Source organism: Heyndrickxia sp. FSL W8-0496 (assembly GCF_038007825.1).
GTDB lineage: Bacteria > Bacillota > Bacilli > Bacillales > Bacillaceae_C > Heyndrickxia > Heyndrickxia oleronia.
Window position 1 is genome coordinate 2,467,366 of record NZ_JBBOXX010000001.1, and the last position, 20,457, is coordinate 2,487,822.

The following is a 20,457-nucleotide window of genomic DNA, read 5'->3' on the forward strand; positions in this document are numbered from 1 at the left end:
TCATCTCGAATAAATGGAAGCTGTTTCTATAAATATAGTTGCAGCTTTCATAGATTAATAATGTTGGAGGGGTAAGTATGGAAGTACCTGTGAAATCCTTGGAGTTGAAGAAAAGAATAAAACGCTCCAAAGGGAAATCGGTAAATTGGACTCCATGGTTTTTTATTACACCACATTTAGTGATCTTTAGTCTATTTTTTCTAGTGCCGATTCTTTATGGAATCTATATTTCTTTTACTAATTGGGATTTGGTCGGAAAAGCTGATTTTGTAGGATTAGCAAATTATAAGGAAATTTTATTTCAAAAGGATTCATCATTTTATACGCAATTCCATAATGGCCTCAAAAATACATTTATTTTTGTTATTTTATCTGTTCCGTTTTGCGTGATCGTTCCGCTATTATTGGCAAGTGCTTTACATGCTAAACCAAGATTCCATAAGTTATTTCAATCTATTTTTTATATGCCATCCTTATTTTCTATTTCTGCTGTCGTGATTATTTGGACCTTAATGTTTAACGTGAATCAAGGACCTATTAACAAGCTCCTTGGTGAATCAATCGTTTGGACGGGAACTCAGCCATATGCTTGGATAGCGTTAGTAGTTGTCACAGTGTGGTGGTGTATTGGCGGTAATATGATTATTTACCAAGCGGCTTTGAATGGGATATCTAAAGATTTTTATGAAGCTTCAGATATTGATGGTGCAAACTCTATTCAAAAGTTTTTTAAAATTACACTTCCAAGTATTCGTGGACAATTGCTGTATACAGTAGTTATTACAACTATTGCTCAATTTAATGTTTACGGTCAACCACTCATGTTAACAGGGGGTGGTCCAACTGAATCTACGCGGGTTCTGTTAATGGATATACAACAAAATGCTTTTGGGTCAGGTCAATCCATTGCTGGGATCGCCTCAGCTATGGCATTCATTCTTGGTCTATGTATTATGGTAGTATCGCTTATTCAATTTCTTTTTTTACGTAATAAGGACTAGATGAGAGGTGAGGAAAGGTGAAGACTAAACTACTATCTCTTCCAAAATTAGTGGCTTTTTTCTTTCTATTATTGATGGCGATCATATGGGTATTACCTTTAATTTGGGGAATAGTTACTTCCTTTAAAGATGAAATGGAATTTCAAACAATGGGTTTTAAATTTCTACCAGTTGAATGGGTAACTACAAATTACACTTCACTCTTAGTGGATAATTATAGTACACCACTATTACATTGGTTCTTTAATTCCTTATTTATAGCAGTTGCACATACTTTATTGGTTCTTATTGTCGTTTCTTTTGCAGGGTTTGCTTATGGTCGTTTACGTTTTAAAGGGCGGAATATCATTTTCATGTTTTTGATGGCAACAATGATGTTTCCGGGAGTAGTTAATTTAGTACCTTTATATAAAATTGTTGACACCCTCGGATGGGTTAATAGTTATTGGGCAGCCATTGTTCCAGGGGCTGCAGGAGTTTTTAACATTTTTCTTGTAAGACAATTTATGGTGAATATTCCAATTGAATTTGATGAAGCTGCAAGAATAGATGGAGCAGGAGATTTTCAAATATACTGGAGAGTTGTTCTCCCTCTATTAAGACCCATTCTTATGGTGGTTGCATTATTTAGTTTTACAGGCTCGTGGAATGATTTTCTATGGCCGTCCATTATCTTCAATGATATCGAAAAAATGCCAATCACATCCGGCCTTCAGTTATTACAAGGAATGTACATAGCACAGCCAACCTTACTAATGGCAGGAGCGTTAGTGGCAATTGTTCCAACGTTTATTATTTATTTATTCGCACAAAAATACTTTTTACAGTCAATGTCACTTTCAGCTGGTATAAAAGGTTAAGGTGGTATGCAATTAATTTCTTACCGATTCTTTTTCTTCATCAACATACTCACAATATAAATGGTAATAACCGTTAAATCCATCTGCCGATTTTAACTCTGTTTTAAAAAGCTATAATGAGGAAATTTCCTCCTAGTGTTTTAGAAAAAGTAGAAGGTAAAAAGGGGTTGTTGTGATGTCGAATAAAATGGAAAGAATCATTGTTTATACTGCAGCTAGCTGGCAGATATTAGATGGATTCATAACCATCTTTATTTATGGACCATATATAAGAAATAAGGGAGCAAATATAAATGGCTTATCTTTTGAGGAAAAAAAGGGATTGGAATCGATCTTTGGGAGTATCTATAGCTTTGTTTCAATCTATGGGATATTACTCATTTTATTAGGGCTAGTTACTATTTATTTGACAAAAACCTATATGAAAAATGACATCGTGCCTAAGAAAGTACCCTTTTGGTTTCTTCTATGTGGGATCATTTCATATTTTACAATGGATATCATCAGTTTAGTACTTTACATGGGAGCAGGAATTATTATTTTAGCAAAAAATCGTTCGTTAAAAATGTATGTAAAATCTAATGATTTATCTAACTAAGGAGGAAATAATATGAACAAATTACATCCAAGACCACAGTTTATTCGCAATGATTGGGAATCACTGGATGGAGAATGGCGATTTGCCTTTGATGATCACAACAATGGGGAAGTGAATGAATGGACAAAGGGAATTCCGAAGGGGCAAACCATTCAAGTGCCATTCACCTATGAAACAAAATTGAGCGGGATAGGGGATCGGTCGCACCATCCAGTGGTTTGGTATGAACGTACAATTAATGTGACGAAAGACAAAAATGTACTGCTTCATTTTGAAGGTGCTGATTATTATACAACTTTATGGGTGAATGGATTAAAGGTAGGGAATCATCAAGGGGCATATACTGCTTTTGCGTTTGATATTACCAACTATGTACATAACGGTGAAAATCAAATCATTGTTAAAATAGAAGATTCGATCGATTGTTCTCAACCGCGTGGTAAGCAACGATGGTTGAAGGATAATTTTGGTTGTTGGTATGTACAAACAACCGGTATATGGAAAACAGTCTGGCTAGAATATGTTTCACCAGTACATATAGATTATGTAAAAATGACTCCGATATTTGATAAAGGAGAAATTTCAGTTGAACTGTACACAAATAAACGGCAGTTAGGTGCTGGTTTTATGGCTAGTGCTGAAATCTCATTTGAAGGAAAAATAATTAATAAAGTAACTGTAAATGTGATTGATGGGGTTGCAAAGTTTTCTCCTAGCGTAATTGAAAACGGAGACCCTTGGAGCATGAAAAGATGGAGCCCAAATACTCCGAATTTATATGATATTAAATTTGAATTATTTGATAAAAAACAGTCTATCGATCTAGTTAACTCTTATTTTGGAATGCGCAAAATATCTATTGAGGGAAGAAAAATCCTTCTGAATAATGAAGAACTATATCAAAGGCTCATATTAGATCAAGGGTATTGGGAAGACAGTGATTTAACTCCACCTTCAGTTGAAGCACTTGAAACAGATATCGAAAAGGTGCTTGAAATGGGGTACAACGGTGTTCGAAAACATCAAAAGATAGAGGATAATCGTTTCTTGTATCTTTGTGATAAGAAAGGTTTACTTGTGTGGTCAGAGGTAGGTGCAACCTATGCATTCAATGATCAGGCTATTTCTAATTTTACTAATGAGTGGTTAGAAATTGTCAAACAAAATTACAATCACCCTAGTATTATTACATGGGTTCCCTTTAATGAATCTTGGGGAATACAGGATGTTTATGTCAATGATGCACAGCAGAAGTTTACTGAAGCGATTTATTATTTAACTAAAACCTATGATTCTATACGTCCGGTTGTAACGAATGACGGATGGGAGCATACCATTTCCGATATCATTACCCTGCATGACTATGAAGAATATAGCGAAGTATTTAAGAAACGTTATGAAAATGATGAATTACTTCTTTCCAATCAAATTCAGCATAATAAGCATCGTTATCCTTTTGCTAAAGGCTATGGCTATCAAGGGCAACCTATTATAATTTCTGAATTCGGTGGGATCGCGTTTGCATCGGAAAGTGGTTGGGGATATGGCAATCAAGTGAAAGATGAAGTGGCATTTATTAAACGCTTTGATAGTATTCATCAAGCGATTCAGGATCTCGAGTATGTGTGTGGATTCTGTTATACACAGGTTACTGATGTTCAACAAGAAATTAATGGTTTGCTAACCATTGATAGAAAGGCAAAAGTAGATTTAGCGGAAATTCGAAAAATAAATGAAAGAAGAATAAAGTAGCATAGAAAAATGGTAAAGGAAATTGTTAAAAAGGTAGATAATTAATATCTACCTTTTTAACTTAGTAGTTTGTATGAGCTGAATATACTATCAATATTAGGAGGTAGTAATAATGGAAAAACAAACTGATAAAAGAGATACAAGTCGAAAAGATAAGAAATTTATGAATCCCCTACTTGAAAGTGGTCCCGATCCTTATATTTATAAACATATTGATGGTACTTACTATTATACAACGACTTTAGCTGATCATATTGCGATTTGGAAAAGTTCGTCAATAACAGGACTATCCAGAGCAGAGAAAAAAATTATTTGGACACCTCCGGAAGAAGGGCCTTATAGCCACAATATTTGGGCACCAGAATTACATTTTCTTCAAGGGAAATGGTTTATTTACTTTACTGCAAATGATGGTGGTGGAGATGAGACTCGACGTATTTATGTTCTTGAGAATTCTTCAGCTAACCCAATGCTTGGTGAATGGAATTTTAAGAGTGCTGTTAATACCGACCTACCAGGATTAGATGGAACTGTTCTTCAGCATCAAAATCAATTATTCTTTATATATTCAGGATATGGGTGTTTTCCTGATTATGGATCAGCGCTTTATATTGCTAAAATGGAAAATCCATGGACTTTAAAAGGAGAAAATGTATTAATATCGCCTCCAACGAATGAATGGGAGAAACAAGGTGGAATGGCAATTAATGAAGGACCAATAACTCTAAAAAGGAATGGGAAAATTTTCTTGGTTTTTTCTGCTAGTGCTACATGGTCAGATGATTATTGTTTAGGGATGCTTACGGCGTTAGAAACAGCTAATCTTCTCAATCCTGATTCTTGGTTGAAGCATCCAGAACCAGTGTTTTTGAAAAATGTAAAAAACCGAGTATTTTCCCCTGGGCATAATAGTTTTACTCAATCCCCTGATGGGACAGAGGATTGGATCCTCTACCATGCATTTTCATTTTCTGAGACTGAAGGGGATCATAGATTGGGAAGGCTTCGGAATCCAAGAGTACAAAAATTTACTTGGAATCCGGATGGTACACCTAACTTTGGAACGCCGCTGCCAGCTTACACTCCGATGGACAAACCTTCAGGAGAAATATAGGTTAAATAGGGAATCACAACTATCAATCACTCTATAGGTAAAATTTTTGCAAAAAATTAGTAAAATATTGACTCGAATTTTCAATGATATTATGATTTAGGGAAAGTGCAAATATTTTTAAAGGAGTAACATATGGCTACGATCAAGGATATTGCGGAAAAAGTGGGTGTATCAATTTCAACGGTATCAAGGGTGTTGAATTATGATCCCACCCTTTCTGTAAGCGATGAAACCAAAAGGAAAATATTCCAAACTGCGGAGGATTTATCTTATCGTAAAAAAAAGATAGAACAACGTATGGCTTCTTTTCGGATTGCCATTGTAAATTGGTATACAGAAGAAGAAGAGTTGAATGATTTATATTATTTATCTATTCGGTTAGGTGTTGAGAAGCGGTGTGAAGCACTTCATATTCAAATGACAAAACTTTCCCTTGATCATTTGGATTCCGTTCAGAATCAGGAATTTCATGGCATTATCGCTATTGGAAAATTTAATAAAAAGCAAGCGGAGAAAATTCAGAACATTACTGAAAATATTGTTTTCATTGATAGTTCGCCTGATGAAGACCGCTTTGATTCAGTAGTATGTAATTTTGAAAAGGCAACCATTGATGTTCTCAATTATTTTGTGCAGCAGGGGCATGAAAAAATCGGCTATATTGGGGGGCGAGAAACTTATAAGGATGATACTTCGGAGATAATTGATTATAGACAAGAGACATTCATAAACTTTACTAAAAAAAGAAATCTTTATAATGAAGATTTTATATATATTGGTTCGTTTTCTGTAAATGATGGCTACAGGCTTATGAAACAAGCAATATCTGAGCATCATGATCATCTTCCGTCTGCATTTTTTGTCGGTAATGATTCTATGGCTATTGGATGTTTAAGAGCATTACTTGAAGAAGGTATTTCCGTTCCTCAAAGGGTTAGTATTATCGGGGTGAACGACATTAGTGTAACGAAATATGTATTTCCGCCATTAAGTACTGTTAGAGTTTATACCGAATTGATGGGGGAAACGGCTGTGGATTTGTTAATTGAAAGAATAACTGAACGTCAAGTCGCAAAAAAGGTGAGTCTCTCGACTCAACTCGTTATTCGTGGAAGCAGTATGTAGGATGATTTTAATGAAGAAATAATTAAGATATAAATATGACACCTTGATTTCCTCGTACGTTGATGAAAATCAGGGTTTTTTTATTTAATTTTGTTGACTCAGCAGAGTCACAACTCGTGTGGGAGATGGAGTCCAACTTAGTCCTTGTAGAAAGGTAATTAACAGCAAAGTATGTGAAGAATAATCAAGTGAAATTATTAGTAAAATTTTTAGTAAAAATATTGAAATGTTTTTACTTTTCAAATAAAATATTCTTAAGGAGAATTTAGGCACAATTTAATTTGTGTTCATATGACTGAATTTTCCCTCACTAAACTATGGGGGTGAAAGAATAGATGAATTTACATTTTTTATTTGATACATTTCGAGAAATTTATCCGCAAAAAGAAGGTGATGATCCAAAAGCATTCTTTTCTCCGGGAAGAATTAACTTAATTGGTGAACATACGGATTATAATGGGGGGCATGTTTTTCCTGCTGCTATCACTTATGGAACATACGGACTTGCAAGAAAAAGATCGGATCGTTTAGTAAGAATGTTTTCTATGAACTTCGAAGAGAAAGGTATCATCGAATTTACACTAGATGACTTAAACTATAAAACGCATCACCATTGGGTCAATTACTCTAAAGGAATGATCCGTTTTATTCAAGAACTGGGTAAGGAATTGCCATGTGGTCTAGAGGTGCTGATTTATGGAAATATACCGAATGGGGCGGGACTTTCTTCTTCCGCATCGCTTGAAATGTTAACAGGTGTAATGGTGAATGAACTGTATGGTTTTCAACTCGAGATGCTGGAATTAGTTAAAGCTGGTAAAAGGGTCGAAAATGAATTTATTGGTGTCAAAAGTGGAATTATGGATCAATTCGCTATTGGGATGGGGAAGGTCAATTGTGGAATTCTTCTTAATTGTAATACATTAAACTATGAATATGCCCCATTACCATTATCTGAATATAAAATTATTATTATGAACACGAATAAAAGAAGGGTTCTGTCTGATTCAAAATATAATACAAGAAGAAGTGAATGTGAAAAGGCTTTAAAGCTTATACAGCAAGAATTAAAAGTTCAGTCTTTGGGAGAAATTAAAGAAGAAGAATTTGAGGTATATAAATATTTGATAGATAACGATGTTCTACAAAAACGAGCAAGGCATGCAATCTATGAAAATCAAAGAACATTAAAAGCTTTGCAGGCGTTAAAAAATGATGATTTAAAAAATTTTGGTCGATTGATGAATGCTTCCCATGTTTCCTTAAGGGATGATTATGAGGTTACTGGGATTGAATTAGATTCTTTAGTTGAAGCTGCTTGGAAACAGGAAGGTGTAGTTGGGGCTCGAATGACTGGGGCAGGATTTGGTGGTTGTGCCATTGCGATCGTAAAAGAAGAGATGGTGGAAAAATTTATTTTTGAAGTAGGAAAGGAATATCAAGCAAAAATTGGTTATCAAGCAACATTTTATGTAGCAAGTATTGGCAATGGAACAAAAGCGATAGAATAGGAATATTGAAGTTTACGATATGGAGGGAAATGAATTTGAGTATCTTAGTTCTCGGTGGAGCAGGTTATATAGGTTCACATGCCGTTTACCAGTTAATCGATAAAAATGTAGATGTAGTGGTTGTAGATAATTTACTAACTGGACATCAGCAGGCTATCCATCCAAAAGCAAAGTTTTATCAGGGGAATATTAAAGATAAGGTCTTTTTACAACAAGTTTTTGAAAAAGAACAAATTGAAAGTGTGATTCACTTTGCCGCTAGTTCATTAGTATGGGAATCAATGTCTAACCCTATTAAGTATTTTGATAATAATGTTTATGGAACACAAGTCCTTTTAGATGTAATGAGAGACTATGGTGTCAACCAAATTGTTTTTTCTTCAACAGCTGCCACTTATGGTGAACAGAAGATCATGCCAATTACAGAAGATGCGCTAACCAACCCAACCAATACCTATGGTGAAACAAAACTAATAATGGAAAAGTTGATGAAGTGGTGCGATGTGGCATATGGAATTAAATTTGTTTCTTTACGTTATTTTAATGTTGCTGGTGCAAGAGCAACAGGAGAGATTGGCGAGGACCATAACCCTGAAACACATCTTATCCCGGTAATTCTCCAGGTTGCCTTAGGACAAAGAGAGTTTATTTCTATATTTGGTGATGACTATGAAACTTATGACGGGACATGTATCCGTGATTATGTTCATGTGGAAGATTTAATTGATGCGCATATTTTAGCTTTACAATACTTGCAAAATGGTGGCGAGAGCATTGTGCTCAACCTGGGCAGCAGTAAAGGCTATTCCGTAAAAGAAATTGTGGAAGCCGCAAGAGAGATAACGGGGCATCCGATTCCAACAAAAATAGTCGAACGAAGAGCAGGTGATCCAGGCACATTAATTGCTTCTTCTGAAAAAGCAAAACGAGTTCTGGAATGGAATCCAAAACGAACATCAATTCAAAATATTATTCAGGATGCTTGGAACTGGCATCGTACTCATCCAGATGGATATAGCAAGGAGTGATTATTATGAATGCATATTTGTCCATTAACGAACTTGTCTCCAAAGCGATTTCATTAAGGATGATTCAGCCTGAAGATGAGATTTATGCACGAAATCAGATTATGGCGCTTCTCGGATTGACTGATTTCTCAAATGAAAATGAACAGAAAGAAATGCGAAACCTCGATGTTCCTGAGCTTCTGGATGAATTGGTATTGTTCGCTGTACAAAAAGGTTTAATAGAAGACCTATTTGATGCAAAGGAAACTTTGAGTAGTCATATTATGAATGTTTTTTTGCAACGGCCATCAGAAATTAATCAAAACTTCCATCGAAAATGGGAGCAAAGTCCAGAAAAAGCTACTTCCTACTTTTATGAACTAAGCCAAAATAGTAACTATATTCAAACAAAAAGAATCGCCGAAAATAGTCATTACAAAATTACAACAGAATATGGTGAATTAGATATTACTATTAATCTCGCAAAGCCTGAGAAGGATCCTGAGGAGATCGCAAGGGAAAATGAAAGAAAAATAGCATCTAATTATCCGACTTGCTTGCTTTGCGTAGAAAATGAAGGATATTCTGGAAGAATTGGTCATCCGGCACGATCAAATCATCGAATGATTCGATTGGAACTGAATAAAGAGCGATGGTATTTTCAATATTCACCATATGTTTATTATAAGGAGCACTGTATTATATTATCCCATGAACATCGGAATATGGTGATTAATCAAGCAACATTTCAAAGGCTTTTTGAATTTGTTGCGAAGTTTCCTCATTATTTCATTGGCTCTAATGCTGATCTGCCAATTGTAGGGGGATCTATTCTTTCACATGATCATTACCAAGGTGGAAATTATGAGTTTGCCATGGCAAAAGCAAAAGATGAATTGACATTTACCCTTGATAGCTTTCCAAGGATCCATACTTCAAAAATCAAATGGCCAATGTTCGTTATCCGATTGAGAAGCAGTGACGTGAAACAAATGGTTGATGCTTGCAATTATATTCTTGAAAAGTGGAAAAATTATTCGGATCCTGCTGCAGACATTGTCGCATATACTGGTAAAACAAGACATAATACGATAACACCAATTGCAAGAATGCGAAATGGTGAGTTTGAAATGGACTTAGTATTACGAAACAATCGAACCAATAAGGAGCATCCACTTGGAATTTTCCACCCACATGCTGATGTACATCATATTAAAAAGGAAAATATCGGGCTGATTGAAGTGATGGGGCTGGCAGTTTTGCCTGCTCGTTTAAAGACGGAACTGTTAGAGGTAGAAAAATATTTGTTGGATCAACCAAATCAAATTCAACCATATCATCGTATTTGGGCAGATGATATAAAGATTCGATATCAAAATAAAATAACTCCCACTACGGTAAAGGAAATAATCATTCAGGAGGTTGGATACAAGTTTTTAAGAGTACTTGAGGATGCGAGTGTTTTTAAACGGACAGAAGGGCAGAAGGCGTTCCAAAAATTTATTTCCTCACTTTAAAAAAATTATTCGTAGTTTTGTTGCTTTAAAAAAAGCCATACAGCCAGCTTTTCCACCTAATATAGGTATAGCAGTTGTGCTTGTGAAAAGAGCTTTAAAAAATAGGAGGTGGTATCATTGGTAATATTGCAGGAGTATTATGGGGAAATCGATGGTCGAACAATTACAGCTTTTACGATGGTGAATGATCAAGGCATGGAAATAACATGCCTTGATTATGGTTGTATTATTACAAAAATAGTAGCATCTGATAGGAATGGGCATTTCGAAAACATTGTGCTTGGGTTTGATTCCATAGAGGAATATCAAAAATATTCCCCTTATTTTGGTGCAATCATTGGAAGGTTTGCTGGACGGATCAAAAATGCAGAATTCAATCTGAATGGTAAAACCTATCAATTGGCAAAGAACAATAATGATAATCATCTTCACGGTGGTCTCCAAGGGTTTGATAAGGTTTTTTGGGAGACAAAAACAGCTTTAGAGGCGGATTCAACCAAACTGGAATTTACGTATTTAAGTAAATCAGGAGAAGAAGGTTATCCTGGAAATCTGCTTATGAAGGTTACATATACGCTAAACAATAAGAATGAACTTATCATTTCTTATAAGGGAGAATCGGATGAATCTACTCTACTGAATGTCACAAATCACACCTATTTTAATTTAAGTGGTAATTTAAAGCGAGATATTTTGAACCATCAGTTAACGATTAAAAGTCGAAAATTCGTTGAATTAGATGAAAGACTTATTCCAACCGGTAAGATATTATCAGTTGAAAATACTCCATTTGATTTTCAAAATGGCAGAAAAATTAAAGATGGAATGAAATCTGGACATGTGCAAAATTGGATTGCAGGAAATGGGTATGACCATCCCTTTTTATTAACAGAACAACAAAATAAGGAAATTATTTTATTGGATGAAGAAAGTGGTCGGGAACTCATCATAGAAACAGATGAACCTGCGGTTGTACTTTATACAGGTAATCAACTTGAGGCTGAAGAAAGCTATTCCATCAGAGGTGTTCCTTCACGAAATTATCTTGGATTATGTTTAGAAACTCAGGGATTACCAGATTCCATACATAACCCACATTTCCCATCAAGTATCTTAAAAAAAGGAGAGGTATTCCAATCTGTTACGAAATATAAATTTGGCATCAAAAGTTGAATTGGAATAAAGGTTGTTCCGTATAGGTGACCTCAAAGATAAAGTACATATATATACTCATCAGGCATGGAATGATATGATAAATATGGTTGTAATCAAATGTGAAAATTGCTATTTAATAGTAGTAAGGTGCGGTATCGGTAAAACACATTTTCTATTCGGTACCAAGAAAATTTTAAATCAAACAAAGAGGCGAATTATGCAACAAATAACGATCGGAATATTAGCCCATGTCGATGCGGGTAAAACAACTTTTGCTGAACAACTTTTATTTCATACGAAAAGTATCCATCATAGAGGAAGAGTCGATCATCAAGATGCATTTTTAGATAATCATGCAATTGAAAAAGCGAGAGGAATTACAGTATTTGCTGATCAAGCAATTATGGAATATAAGAATTCCACCTATTATCTGATCGATACTCCGGGACACGTAGATTTTTCTCCAGAAATGGAGCGTTCCATTCAAGTAATGGATTACGCCATCATTATTTTAAGCGCAGTGGAAGGTGTAGAAGGTCATACGGAAACCGTTTGGCAATTATTAAGGAAGCATCAAATCCCTACTTTTTTCTTTATTAATAAAACTGATCGAGTTGGTGCAGATGTTGAAAAAGTAAAAAAAGATATTCGAAATCAGCTAACAGAGGATGGTATTGACATAACGGAGACATATAAAAAAGGTGCCATGTGTGAAGAGTTAATCGAGTTTATTGCAGAAAGAGATGAAACATTATTGAATCTGTATATAGATGGAGAATATGACGAGGGTCGTTGGCAGCAGGAAATGAAACGGATGATTAAAGATAACAACATCTATCCTATAGCTTCTGGTTCTGCCCTGCAGGATATTGGAATCCTTTCATTTTTGGAAAAACTGGACGAATTAACTTTTTCCGATTATAACTCCACCGATTCGTTTTCAGGAAGAGTTTATAAAATCCGTCATGATAGCACGGGTGCTCGGGTTACTTTTATTAAATCATTAAGTGGTTCCCTTCATGTACGTGATGTGCTGGAATATGGGGATCAAGAGGAGAAATTAAGGGAGAAGATTACACAAATAAGGCTATATAATGGAGCAACTTATGAAATCGTTGATCAAATGAATGCAGGTGATTTATTTGCAGTAACAGGATTAACGAATGCGGCTGTAGGTGATGGACTTGGAGAGATTCAAGCAAAGGCTACTTATGAAACCGTAGCGACATTAAAATCTAAGGTCATCTATGACTCCTCCTTAAATCATAAGGAAGTATTATCATATTTTCGAATGCTAAATGATGAGGATCCATCGTTAAAAGTAATCTGGGATAAAGGTTTACAGGAGATCCACCTTCATGTTATGGGGAAAATTCAGCTTGAAGTACTCGAGCAAATTGTAAAGGATCGTTTTAATCTTTCGGTTAGCTTTGGCAAGCCGGAAATTTTATATAAAGAAACGATTCAGACGATTGTGAACGGATACGGTCATTTTGAACCGCTAAAACATTATGCAGAAATACACTTATTATTGGAACCGGGACATAGGGGAAGTGGCATTATTTTTGATAACGATTGTCATCCAGATGATTTAATGGTTAGCTATCAAAATTTAGTGAAGCATTATTTATTAGAAAAGGAGCATCGTGGCATACTAACAGGAACAGCTTTAACAGATGTAAAAATCACTTTACTTACAGGAAGAGCACATAATAAACATACTAGTGGCGGTGATTTCCGCGAAGCCACACTCCGTGCCCTTAGACAAGGGCTTGAAAAAGCTAAGAATATTTTATTAGAGCCGGTTTATCATTTTAAAATTAAAGTAGATATAGAACAAATGGGACGGGTCTTATCCGATATTCAAGCGGCATATGGACATTTTCAACCTCCAGAAATGAATGGAAACAAAGCAGTGATATTGGGGAGAGCACCGGTAGCTACTTTTATGGATTATAGTACAATCCTAGCATCCTTTACACAAGGAAAAGGCTCTATTTCTTTGGTGTTCGGTGGTTATGAGCATTGTCATAATGAAGCAGAGGTTATTGAAAAAATTGGATATAATAAAAATGCTGATCCTGAATATAGTTCATCCTCTATCTTCTGTTCAAAAGGTCAAGGATTTTCCGTTTCATGGGATGAAGCTGAAAAAATGATGCATGCTTTAAAATGAATTCTTGAGCTCTTAAAAATAGAGTGTATAATACAAGAAGTATGTAATTTTAGGTTAGTTTTGAAAGGAAGAAGTTGTTGATGGAAATTACTGGTCATATCGTTGAAAAATTAAACGATCCTACAGGTATTATCGTTGGGGATCGTTTTGAGTTCTTTCTCAATATTGAAGTACCTGAAGATGATGAGCTGTACTCTGAAAATGGAGTTTTATTAAAGGTCATTTATGCTGTAGAAGATCATGGATCAAGAATTGCTCTGTATCAATTTATTGAAAGAGCAACGAATGAAGTCCTTGATTTTGCATTAGAAGATGAAGAAGAAGAATTGGTTAATGAATATTGCAAGCAACATCTAGAGTAAAAAAATGATAGCAGGCGATTTGCTTGCTATCATTTTTTCTTTTCTTCTTTCTGTGTTTCGTTGATAATCGAAATTAAATCATCAATATTTATTTTCCAAGGTGCTAATGGCGAAGTTCTAACCAATTGAAAGGAGATCTTCGTGTTTACTCTTCCGCTCTCTTTAATGTATAATTGGAGTTCAACTGGTATAGTGATGGTTAAATCATTGGCGCCATCTTCTATACTATCTTTTCTATTCCAACGAAGAGTTTCAATTTTATCTATTTTATTAATCTGCTTTTTCAAATACTTCTTTTCAGTCAATGCCACTTTCTTGATTAACGCTTTATCCCCGTTTTTAATAAATACGAGTAGGGCATCTGCAACTTGAAAAGGATTTGCTCCTGCTAAATAGTCATCAATTTTTCCTGCTGCTTTCATGATCATAAGCTGATGGGATAAATCCGATCTTTCTGTTCGATGTGTAGTACTTCCGGCAAAATGTATACAAAAATGTCCTGGGAAACCATTTTCTAATGCACCTGCACCATGAGGCATGCCGTGCATAGAAGCCGCAAGTAGTCTGTTTTCAGCTAAGATTAATATGGCTCTTCTTCGCCAGCTCCAATGACCATGATATATCTCCTTCATCACTTTTGTATCTTTTCGTGTGAGAGGCTGAACATCTGCATGATGTGATCCTGCCCGTCTTTGTACGTCAAAGCTTTTTCCCGTTTCAACATCAATAACCGTAAACACTGAATTCTTTGGAATAATTTGGTTTACATCTTTCCAATGAAGCAATTCAATTTGAAAATTGATCGGTTGATGGTTCGAATGAATAGTAGAAGCTGATATAGACGGTGAATAATTAAACATGAGGAAAAAGAAACTGAAAGTTAATGTATATTTAGCCAATTTTACCAGCTCCAAATAAGAATAAGTGTCTTGAACTTATTTTTACCATTCTTATTAAGGCAATAACTGATAATAAATGGAAATTTGAATGAGGTATTGTTTTTATTTATAGATGAATTTTAACGATTAGGAAATCAGTTAAACGCATTCATTCCAGAATAACATATCACCTATGAAGACTTAATTCTTACGAACCAACTTGTGAAAACTGAAAACACTCGATATTACTATGAACAGTTGTTAATGTTTTTATGGAGATAGTGTAAATTGCTCTATTACAAATCGAATAATTAGTAAATAATTACTAGTGTGAATACATTATTAAATATTTCCTGCAAATTAGATTGAAAGATGAAATATAAATCAATATGAATTAATTCCTGCAAAATATAATAACTGTATAATGATAATAAAGTTTTTATATTTTGATTAATAAAAGCTAAGAGCCTTACTACATTCTACGTCGCCAGGCTCTTTAAAGTAGTTTCAAATTACTTCCATCTGTTTTATATAATACTTAAAAAATGAATAATAAAGTTGTTTTACTTCTTATTGAACTTACACATCTTTTCGCTTAAGTGTAACTCTTCCACAATTACTTGATATTATATAGATGAATTGAAAGATAAATTAATATTTAGTTTATTAGTTGTAAAAGTAGATTATTTATATGATTCTCTTATAATTTTTCAAAAAGGAGAGTTTATGAAAAAGATTATTGTTTTTGTATTAATGATATTTATATTATTCTCAGGATTCTCAACACAAAGTTATGCGTTATCAGATTCGAAATCTGCGGCAATACAAGCGTTGCTAGATGATGCCATTCGTATATCAGGTGTGCCGGGAATGTCAATCGCAATACTTGCTGATGATGAAGTGTTCTACTTTTCTTCAGGGTATGCAGACCGTGAAAAGGGGTTGTCTGCAAGTGAAAATACACTCTATGAGTTAGCCTCGGTTAGTAAAGCTTTTACCGGTATGGGTATTATGCTGTTGGAAGAGCAAGGGCTGCTCTCAATGACTGACCCTATCCAAAAATATTTACCTTGGTTTAAGTTAAAGTATCAAGGGAAACCTGTTGATATGCAAAGCCTTACACTAAATAACTTTCTTCACCATACCAGTGGTCTAACAAATATTAGGCATACTCCTCTAAATATTCCACAAGGTAATACACCGGATATGTTGCAAAAGACTGTGGAAATGCTCGTGGATGCTGAATTGGCGTTCCCTCCGGGTGAACAGTATAACTATGGAACCGTTAATTATGACGTATTGGGTTTGGTTATTGAGATTGTGTCGCGACAAAGCTATGAAGATTTTATGAGGGAACAGGTATTTCAGCCATTAGGTCTTCACCAGACGTATGTTTATAAAGAAGATGCTCAAGCCACTGGACAGTTGGCACAGGGCTACCGTTCTTCCTTTTTTATGACAACTCCATTTAATGCTCCGGATTATGCTGGGAATAAACCCGCAGGCTACATCATTTCTAATACAATAGATATGGCGCGTTGGATGGGCATACATATGGGCATTGTTCAGGACATACCCGAAATATTTCACACGGTTATCGAAAAATCACATAGGGGTGATATGTCTGTTTCGGCTGTCAACGATATGTATTATGCGGCAGGCTGGTCGGTAAACGCCGACCAAACGATTATAGAACACACTGGGGGCAATCCAAATTTCAGAACCGAAGTAGCCATACTGCTAAATGAAGGAACAGCTGTCTGCTTGCTGAGCAACGGCGCAAATACCAATATAAACCTGGTACTAAAAGTTAAAGATATATTAGACGGCAATTTAACTCAGTCATATGAAAAAAGCGACACACAGCTTTTGGATATCATTTTGTCGTCTATCACAATTATATTTTGCCTATTGGCTGTTTTACTATTTCTCTTAGGATTACGTAGAAGGAAAACGAATGAGCGGCAGCCAATGTCAAAAAAGAGAATAATTGTAGCAGTTATTTTTCTGATCGCTACGATTGCCCTGGGTATACTGTGCTGTGCTTTCGATTGGTCAACGATACTTATTTGGCAAACATATAGTGTTCTTACAGCTTTGATTTCGTCAGCATTATTAACAGCAAGCATTACGTGGTTTGTATACACTCACCGATAAAATACCTCGCTCCAAGATAAGCATAATGTTAAGTAATTAAATTTCAGTTTATCGGTATGCTTAATTTGAAACACATAAGACACTTTGGTGTCTTTTTTATATCATCGACAATTTTCCCAAACTTAATTATTATTGCTTCCACTAACCTGCTCCGTTCGTTTGAATAAGGATTTTTAAACAACTATATTATTTTTTTAAATGACTTTATCGTAAATTAAACAACTTTATTATATCTGCACAATAACCTCAGATATAATAAATGCTGAATCCAAAAGCTGGCGAGTCAAACTGAATGGAGAAAAAGGTGATTCACCAATAAAAGGTACTGGTTAAATAAATCATCTTAAAGTTCAGTCTTAAATCAGATAGTTCTTTTTATTTAACGATTATAAAATAAGCTTTACTAAGTATAGCTATTAATAAAATGTTTACTAAAAATTTTAGTGTTTTAAGACCGTGATTTGGTTTCTGATTGGTAAATTTACTAATATCCCAATTTTTATTATATACAAACATCTATATAATGAATCGATTCCAATGCAGACATAATCATTTCATCTACAATGTTGGTGAGTATTGAGGATTTCTATAAGCTTAGTATATCAAAGGGTTAGTTTATGATAATGAGCATATGAAAAAGGATATTGTTTTTATAAGAAGATGTTAGTAAACAATTAGTTGCACCTTTGACTAAAATTCATCAATATCAAATGTACAAGCAAATTAATATTATCACTTGGATGTCTAAAATTTGAGGCTATTTATCAACAAATAATGGTGTGCAAAACCTGAGATTAGAAAATATAAAGCATGAAAGTATTGAAAGTATTAATTTTAAGGTATTTCAAATGCTGATCATTTATTGAAAAATAGTAGGTATTACATCTCACATTCGTTATTGACTTTATTTTCCGTCATGTTTAAAATAACTATCATTGTAAATAATCTATAGTAACTTTATCAAAAAATATTTCTTGACTTTTATAATTTATCCATTTACAATTCAAAAAAAACAATTCATTACAATTTGTAAGAAATGAACATTGCTTTGATAAGGACATGAATCATACTTAATTTTCTTCCAGAGAACAGGGTCATTGGCTGTAAACCCTGTAGAAAAATGTTTGATTTACCACCTTTGAGCTTTTATGGGGAAAAGTTTTGCTTAGTATCCATAAACGGGAAAACCGTTATCTTTTTGAGCGTAAAGTAGATTTTGCTTTACGAAATTAGGGTGGCACCACGACCGCACTCGTCCCTTTGTCTTTGGGATGGGTGCGTTTTTTATTTGATTTTTAAAGAGTATACTTTTTTTCGAAAATTATATATATATTGCGATGATAAGGATATGAATTTTTTTAATTTTTCTTTGCAGAGAACAGGGTCATTGGCTGCGAGCCCTGAAGAAAGAGGAAAATTTACCACCTTTGAGCTATTATGGGGAAAAGAATTTACTTAGTATCCATAATCGGAAAAAAACCGTTATCTATTTGAGCGTAATGCAGCTGCATGCTTTGCGAAATTAGGGTGGCACCACGACCGCACTCGTCCCTTGTCTTTGGGATGAGTGCGTTTTTTATTTATACTCTTTTAAAAATTAATAGTTAGAGCACAAACAGCATATTCAATTTTAGGAGGAATTACCATGTCAATTGAAATGGAAGCAGAAAAACGAAATCATCGTAAATTAGGTCAACAATTAGAGTTATTTATGTCATCAGAAGAAGCGCCGGGTATGCCTTTCTTCTTACCAAAAGGAATGGTCATACGAAATGAACTCGAGTATTTTTGGAAACAAAAGCATCATTTAGCTGGTTATCAGGAAATTAAGACACCGATCATGATGAAACAAGAGTTATGGGAGCAATCAGGTCATTGGGACCATTATCATGAAAACATGTATTTTTCGAAAGTGGACGATCAAAATTATGCTATTAAGCCAATGAATTGTCCGGGTGCTGTTCTCATTTTTAATAATAAACGTCGAAGCTATCGTGAGCTCCCGATCCGATACGGAGAATTAGGATTAGTTCATCGGCATGAACTTTCTGGATCTTTAAATGGTCTGCTAAGAGTACGTTCGTTTACACAGGATGATGCACATATTTTTGTACGAGAGGATCAAATTGAATCTGAAATTGATAAGGTACTAGAACTAGTGGATGAATTTTATTCAGAATTTGGATTTAGCTATAAAATTGAACTTTCCACTCGACCTGAGAAATATATGGGCTCTGAGGAAATATGGGACAAAGCAGAGGCGGCTTTAGAATCAGTACTAAAGAAAAAAGAGCTTCCTTATCAAATTAACCATGGAGATGGAGCGTTTTACGGGCCAAAGATTGATTATCATATTTTAGATTCATTAGGTAGAAGCTGGCAATGCGGTACCGTACAACTTGATTTTCAAATGCCGGAAAAATTTAATTGCCAATATATCGGTGAGGATAATAAATATCATATTCCAATCATGATTCACCGAGCTATTTACGGATCGCTTGAGCGCTTTATGGCCATATTAATTGAACATTATGCTGGTGATTTCCCTTTATGGTTAGCTCCTATACAAGCGAAGATTTTGCCTATTTCAGATAAGCACCTTCCTTATGCCGAGCAAATTAAACAGCAATTTCAACAAGTTGGAATACGAATTGAAGTCGACGAAAGAATTGAAAAAATGGGCTTAAAAATAAGAGATGCAGAAACAGAAAAGATACCGTTCATGCTTATAATTGGTGATCAAGAAATTGAAAATGGAGCGGTATCTTTAAGGAAACGAGGAGAGGGAAACCTTGGCCAGATGAGTGTGATGGACGCTTTAGATAAAATCACAAAAGAAAAAAATAATCGAGAAAATCATTCATAGGACTTGTTTGACCAGCGATAGAAATAATCAATAACAATAAAATAAAGGGAATAGCCAAAAATTGAATAAATATGTTTCCATGAATTCGTATGATCCAGAAAGCCAAGCGTTTCGGAGTATCTTTCAAAAACAGCCATGAGCAGGCTTAATAGCATGATCAAGCCTGCTTTCTTCCATTTAGATAAATAACGGATTATATAGAGGTAGAGAATAATTAAACAAGGGAGTCCGACTAGTGGAAAGAAAATATTAATCGAAAATAGTTCAGGAAATGGTCTTTTAGGGAAGGTATATAAACCAACTCCTGTAAAAAATAGATCTAGATAGGTGCCAATAAGCGAAGCATAAGCGAAGCGAAAAGCAAGGTAGGGATCAATT

Annotated in this window: 16 protein-coding genes and 2 other annotated features; of the genes, 14 read left to right on the top strand and 2 right to left on the bottom strand. The window is 34.8% G+C overall.

Going from position 1 to position 20,457, the window contains the following annotated elements:
- Nucleotides 1–77: 77 nt before the first annotated feature.
- The 12 genes from NST63_RS12445 (at nt 78) to NST63_RS12500 (ending at nt 14,178) form a co-directional block, all read left to right on the top strand.
- Nucleotides 78–1,001, top strand: a complete 924-nt coding sequence (locus NST63_RS12445; protein ID WP_212945566.1) for a carbohydrate ABC transporter permease — start codon at nt 78–80, stop codon at nt 999–1,001.
- A 17-nt stretch (nt 1,002–1,018) separates the two neighbouring features.
- A complete protein-coding gene (locus NST63_RS12450) occupies nt 1,019–1,861 on the top strand; it encodes a carbohydrate ABC transporter permease (RefSeq protein WP_306420390.1) in 843 nt (280 codons plus the stop codon).
- Nucleotides 1,862–2,036: 175 nt separating this feature from the next.
- Nucleotides 2,037–2,459, top strand: coding sequence for a hypothetical protein (locus tag NST63_RS12455; RefSeq protein WP_212945567.1), 423 nt, complete (start codon nt 2,037–2,039; stop codon nt 2,457–2,459).
- Nucleotides 2,460–2,471: 12 nt separating this feature from the next.
- The gene (locus NST63_RS12460) at nt 2,472–4,211 is read left to right on the top strand and encodes a glycoside hydrolase family 2 protein (RefSeq protein WP_341042298.1); all 1,740 of its coding nucleotides are present in this window, start codon (nt 2,472–2,474) and stop codon (nt 4,209–4,211) included.
- A 112-nt stretch (nt 4,212–4,323) separates the two neighbouring features.
- Nucleotides 4,324–5,325 (top strand): glycoside hydrolase family 43 protein, encoded by a 1,002-nt coding sequence (locus NST63_RS12465; RefSeq protein ID WP_341042299.1) that lies wholly within the window; start codon nt 4,324–4,326, stop codon nt 5,323–5,325.
- Between the two features lie 132 nt (nt 5,326–5,457).
- Nucleotides 5,458–6,450: a LacI family DNA-binding transcriptional regulator gene (locus tag NST63_RS12470; RefSeq protein ID WP_341042300.1), complete on the top strand. Its 993-nt coding sequence runs from the start codon at nt 5,458–5,460 to the stop codon at nt 6,448–6,450.
- 335 nt (nt 6,451–6,785) lie between these two features.
- Nucleotides 6,786–7,961: a galactokinase gene (locus tag NST63_RS12475; RefSeq protein ID WP_341042302.1), complete on the top strand. Its 1,176-nt coding sequence runs from the start codon at nt 6,786–6,788 to the stop codon at nt 7,959–7,961.
- Between the two features lie 35 nt (nt 7,962–7,996).
- Complete coding sequence (galE, locus tag NST63_RS12480) at nt 7,997–8,989, top strand: UDP-glucose 4-epimerase GalE (protein ID WP_341042303.1); 993 nt, start codon at nt 7,997–7,999, stop codon at nt 8,987–8,989.
- Between the two features lie 5 nt (nt 8,990–8,994).
- Entirely contained in the window at nt 8,995–10,485 is a 1,491-nt protein-coding gene (gene galT / locus NST63_RS12485) for a UDP-glucose--hexose-1-phosphate uridylyltransferase (protein ID WP_212945572.1), read from the top strand.
- A gap of 117 nt (nt 10,486–10,602) precedes the next feature.
- Nucleotides 10,603–11,658, top strand: coding sequence for an aldose epimerase family protein (locus NST63_RS12490; protein WP_341042306.1), 1,056 nt, complete (start codon nt 10,603–10,605; stop codon nt 11,656–11,658).
- 199 nt (nt 11,659–11,857) lie between these two features.
- Nucleotides 11,858–13,816: a translation factor GTPase family protein gene (locus NST63_RS12495; RefSeq protein ID WP_341042308.1), complete on the top strand. Its 1,959-nt coding sequence runs from the start codon at nt 11,858–11,860 to the stop codon at nt 13,814–13,816.
- Between the two features lie 80 nt (nt 13,817–13,896).
- Nucleotides 13,897–14,178, top strand: coding sequence for a DUF6509 family protein (locus tag NST63_RS12500; protein WP_341042310.1), 282 nt, complete (start codon nt 13,897–13,899; stop codon nt 14,176–14,178).
- 29 nt (nt 14,179–14,207) lie between these two features.
- Here the strand turns inward: NST63_RS12500 and NST63_RS12505 are convergent, their stop codons facing one another.
- On the bottom strand, nt 14,208–15,077 hold the full coding sequence (locus tag NST63_RS12505; RefSeq protein ID WP_341042313.1) for a hypothetical protein: 870 nt from the start codon (nt 15,075–15,077) through the stop codon (nt 14,208–14,210).
- 705 nt (nt 15,078–15,782) lie between these two features.
- On the opposite strand from NST63_RS12505, the gene NST63_RS12510 reads away from it, so the two are divergent.
- Both NST63_RS12510 and thrS read left to right on the top strand, forming a co-directional pair.
- Nucleotides 15,783–17,213, top strand: a complete 1,431-nt coding sequence (locus NST63_RS12510) for a serine hydrolase domain-containing protein (RefSeq protein WP_341042314.1) — start codon at nt 15,783–15,785, stop codon at nt 17,211–17,213.
- Between the two features lie 1,039 nt (nt 17,214–18,252).
- Nucleotides 18,253–18,476 (top strand) — a binding site (T-box leader).
- Nucleotides 18,477–18,541: 65 nt separating this feature from the next.
- Nucleotides 18,542–18,769, top strand: a binding site (T-box leader).
- 89 nt (nt 18,770–18,858) lie between these two features.
- On the top strand, nt 18,859–20,079 hold the full coding sequence (gene thrS / locus NST63_RS12515; RefSeq protein ID WP_341042315.1) for a threonine--tRNA ligase: 1,221 nt from the start codon (nt 18,859–18,861) through the stop codon (nt 20,077–20,079).
- Here the strand turns inward: thrS and NST63_RS12520 are convergent.
- Nucleotides 20,070–20,456, bottom strand: coding sequence for a CBO0543 family protein (locus NST63_RS12520; protein ID WP_341044191.1), 387 nt, complete (start codon nt 20,454–20,456; stop codon nt 20,070–20,072). The two genes, thrS and NST63_RS12520, sit on opposite strands and share 10 nt — an antisense overlap.
- Nucleotide 20,457: the final 1 nt, after the last annotated feature.

What these genes read in the sequence shown, in the direction of transcription:
- NST63_RS12445 (WP_212945566.1), top strand. Translation starts at nt 78, where the DNA reads ATGGAAGTACCTGTGAAATCCTTGGAGTTGAAGAAAAGAATAAAACGC.
- NST63_RS12455 (WP_212945567.1), top strand. Translation starts at nt 2,037, where the DNA reads ATGTCGAATAAAATGGAAAGAATCATTGTTTATACTGCAGCTAGCTGG.
- NST63_RS12460 (WP_341042298.1), top strand. Translation starts at nt 2,472, where the DNA reads ATGAACAAATTACATCCAAGACCACAGTTTATTCGCAATGATTGGGAA.
- NST63_RS12465 (WP_341042299.1), top strand. Translation starts at nt 4,324, where the DNA reads ATGGAAAAACAAACTGATAAAAGAGATACAAGTCGAAAAGATAAGAAA.
- NST63_RS12470 (WP_341042300.1), top strand. Translation starts at nt 5,458, where the DNA reads ATGGCTACGATCAAGGATATTGCGGAAAAAGTGGGTGTATCAATTTCA.
- NST63_RS12475 (WP_341042302.1), top strand. Translation starts at nt 6,786, where the DNA reads ATGAATTTACATTTTTTATTTGATACATTTCGAGAAATTTATCCGCAA.
- galT (WP_212945572.1), top strand. Translation starts at nt 8,995, where the DNA reads ATGAATGCATATTTGTCCATTAACGAACTTGTCTCCAAAGCGATTTCA.
- NST63_RS12495 (WP_341042308.1), top strand. Translation starts at nt 11,858, where the DNA reads ATGCAACAAATAACGATCGGAATATTAGCCCATGTCGATGCGGGTAAA.
- NST63_RS12500 (WP_341042310.1), top strand. Translation starts at nt 13,897, where the DNA reads ATGGAAATTACTGGTCATATCGTTGAAAAATTAAACGATCCTACAGGT.
- NST63_RS12510 (WP_341042314.1), top strand. Translation starts at nt 15,783, where the DNA reads ATGAAAAAGATTATTGTTTTTGTATTAATGATATTTATATTATTCTCA.
- thrS (WP_341042315.1), top strand. Translation starts at nt 18,859, where the DNA reads ATGTCAATTGAAATGGAAGCAGAAAAACGAAATCATCGTAAATTAGGT.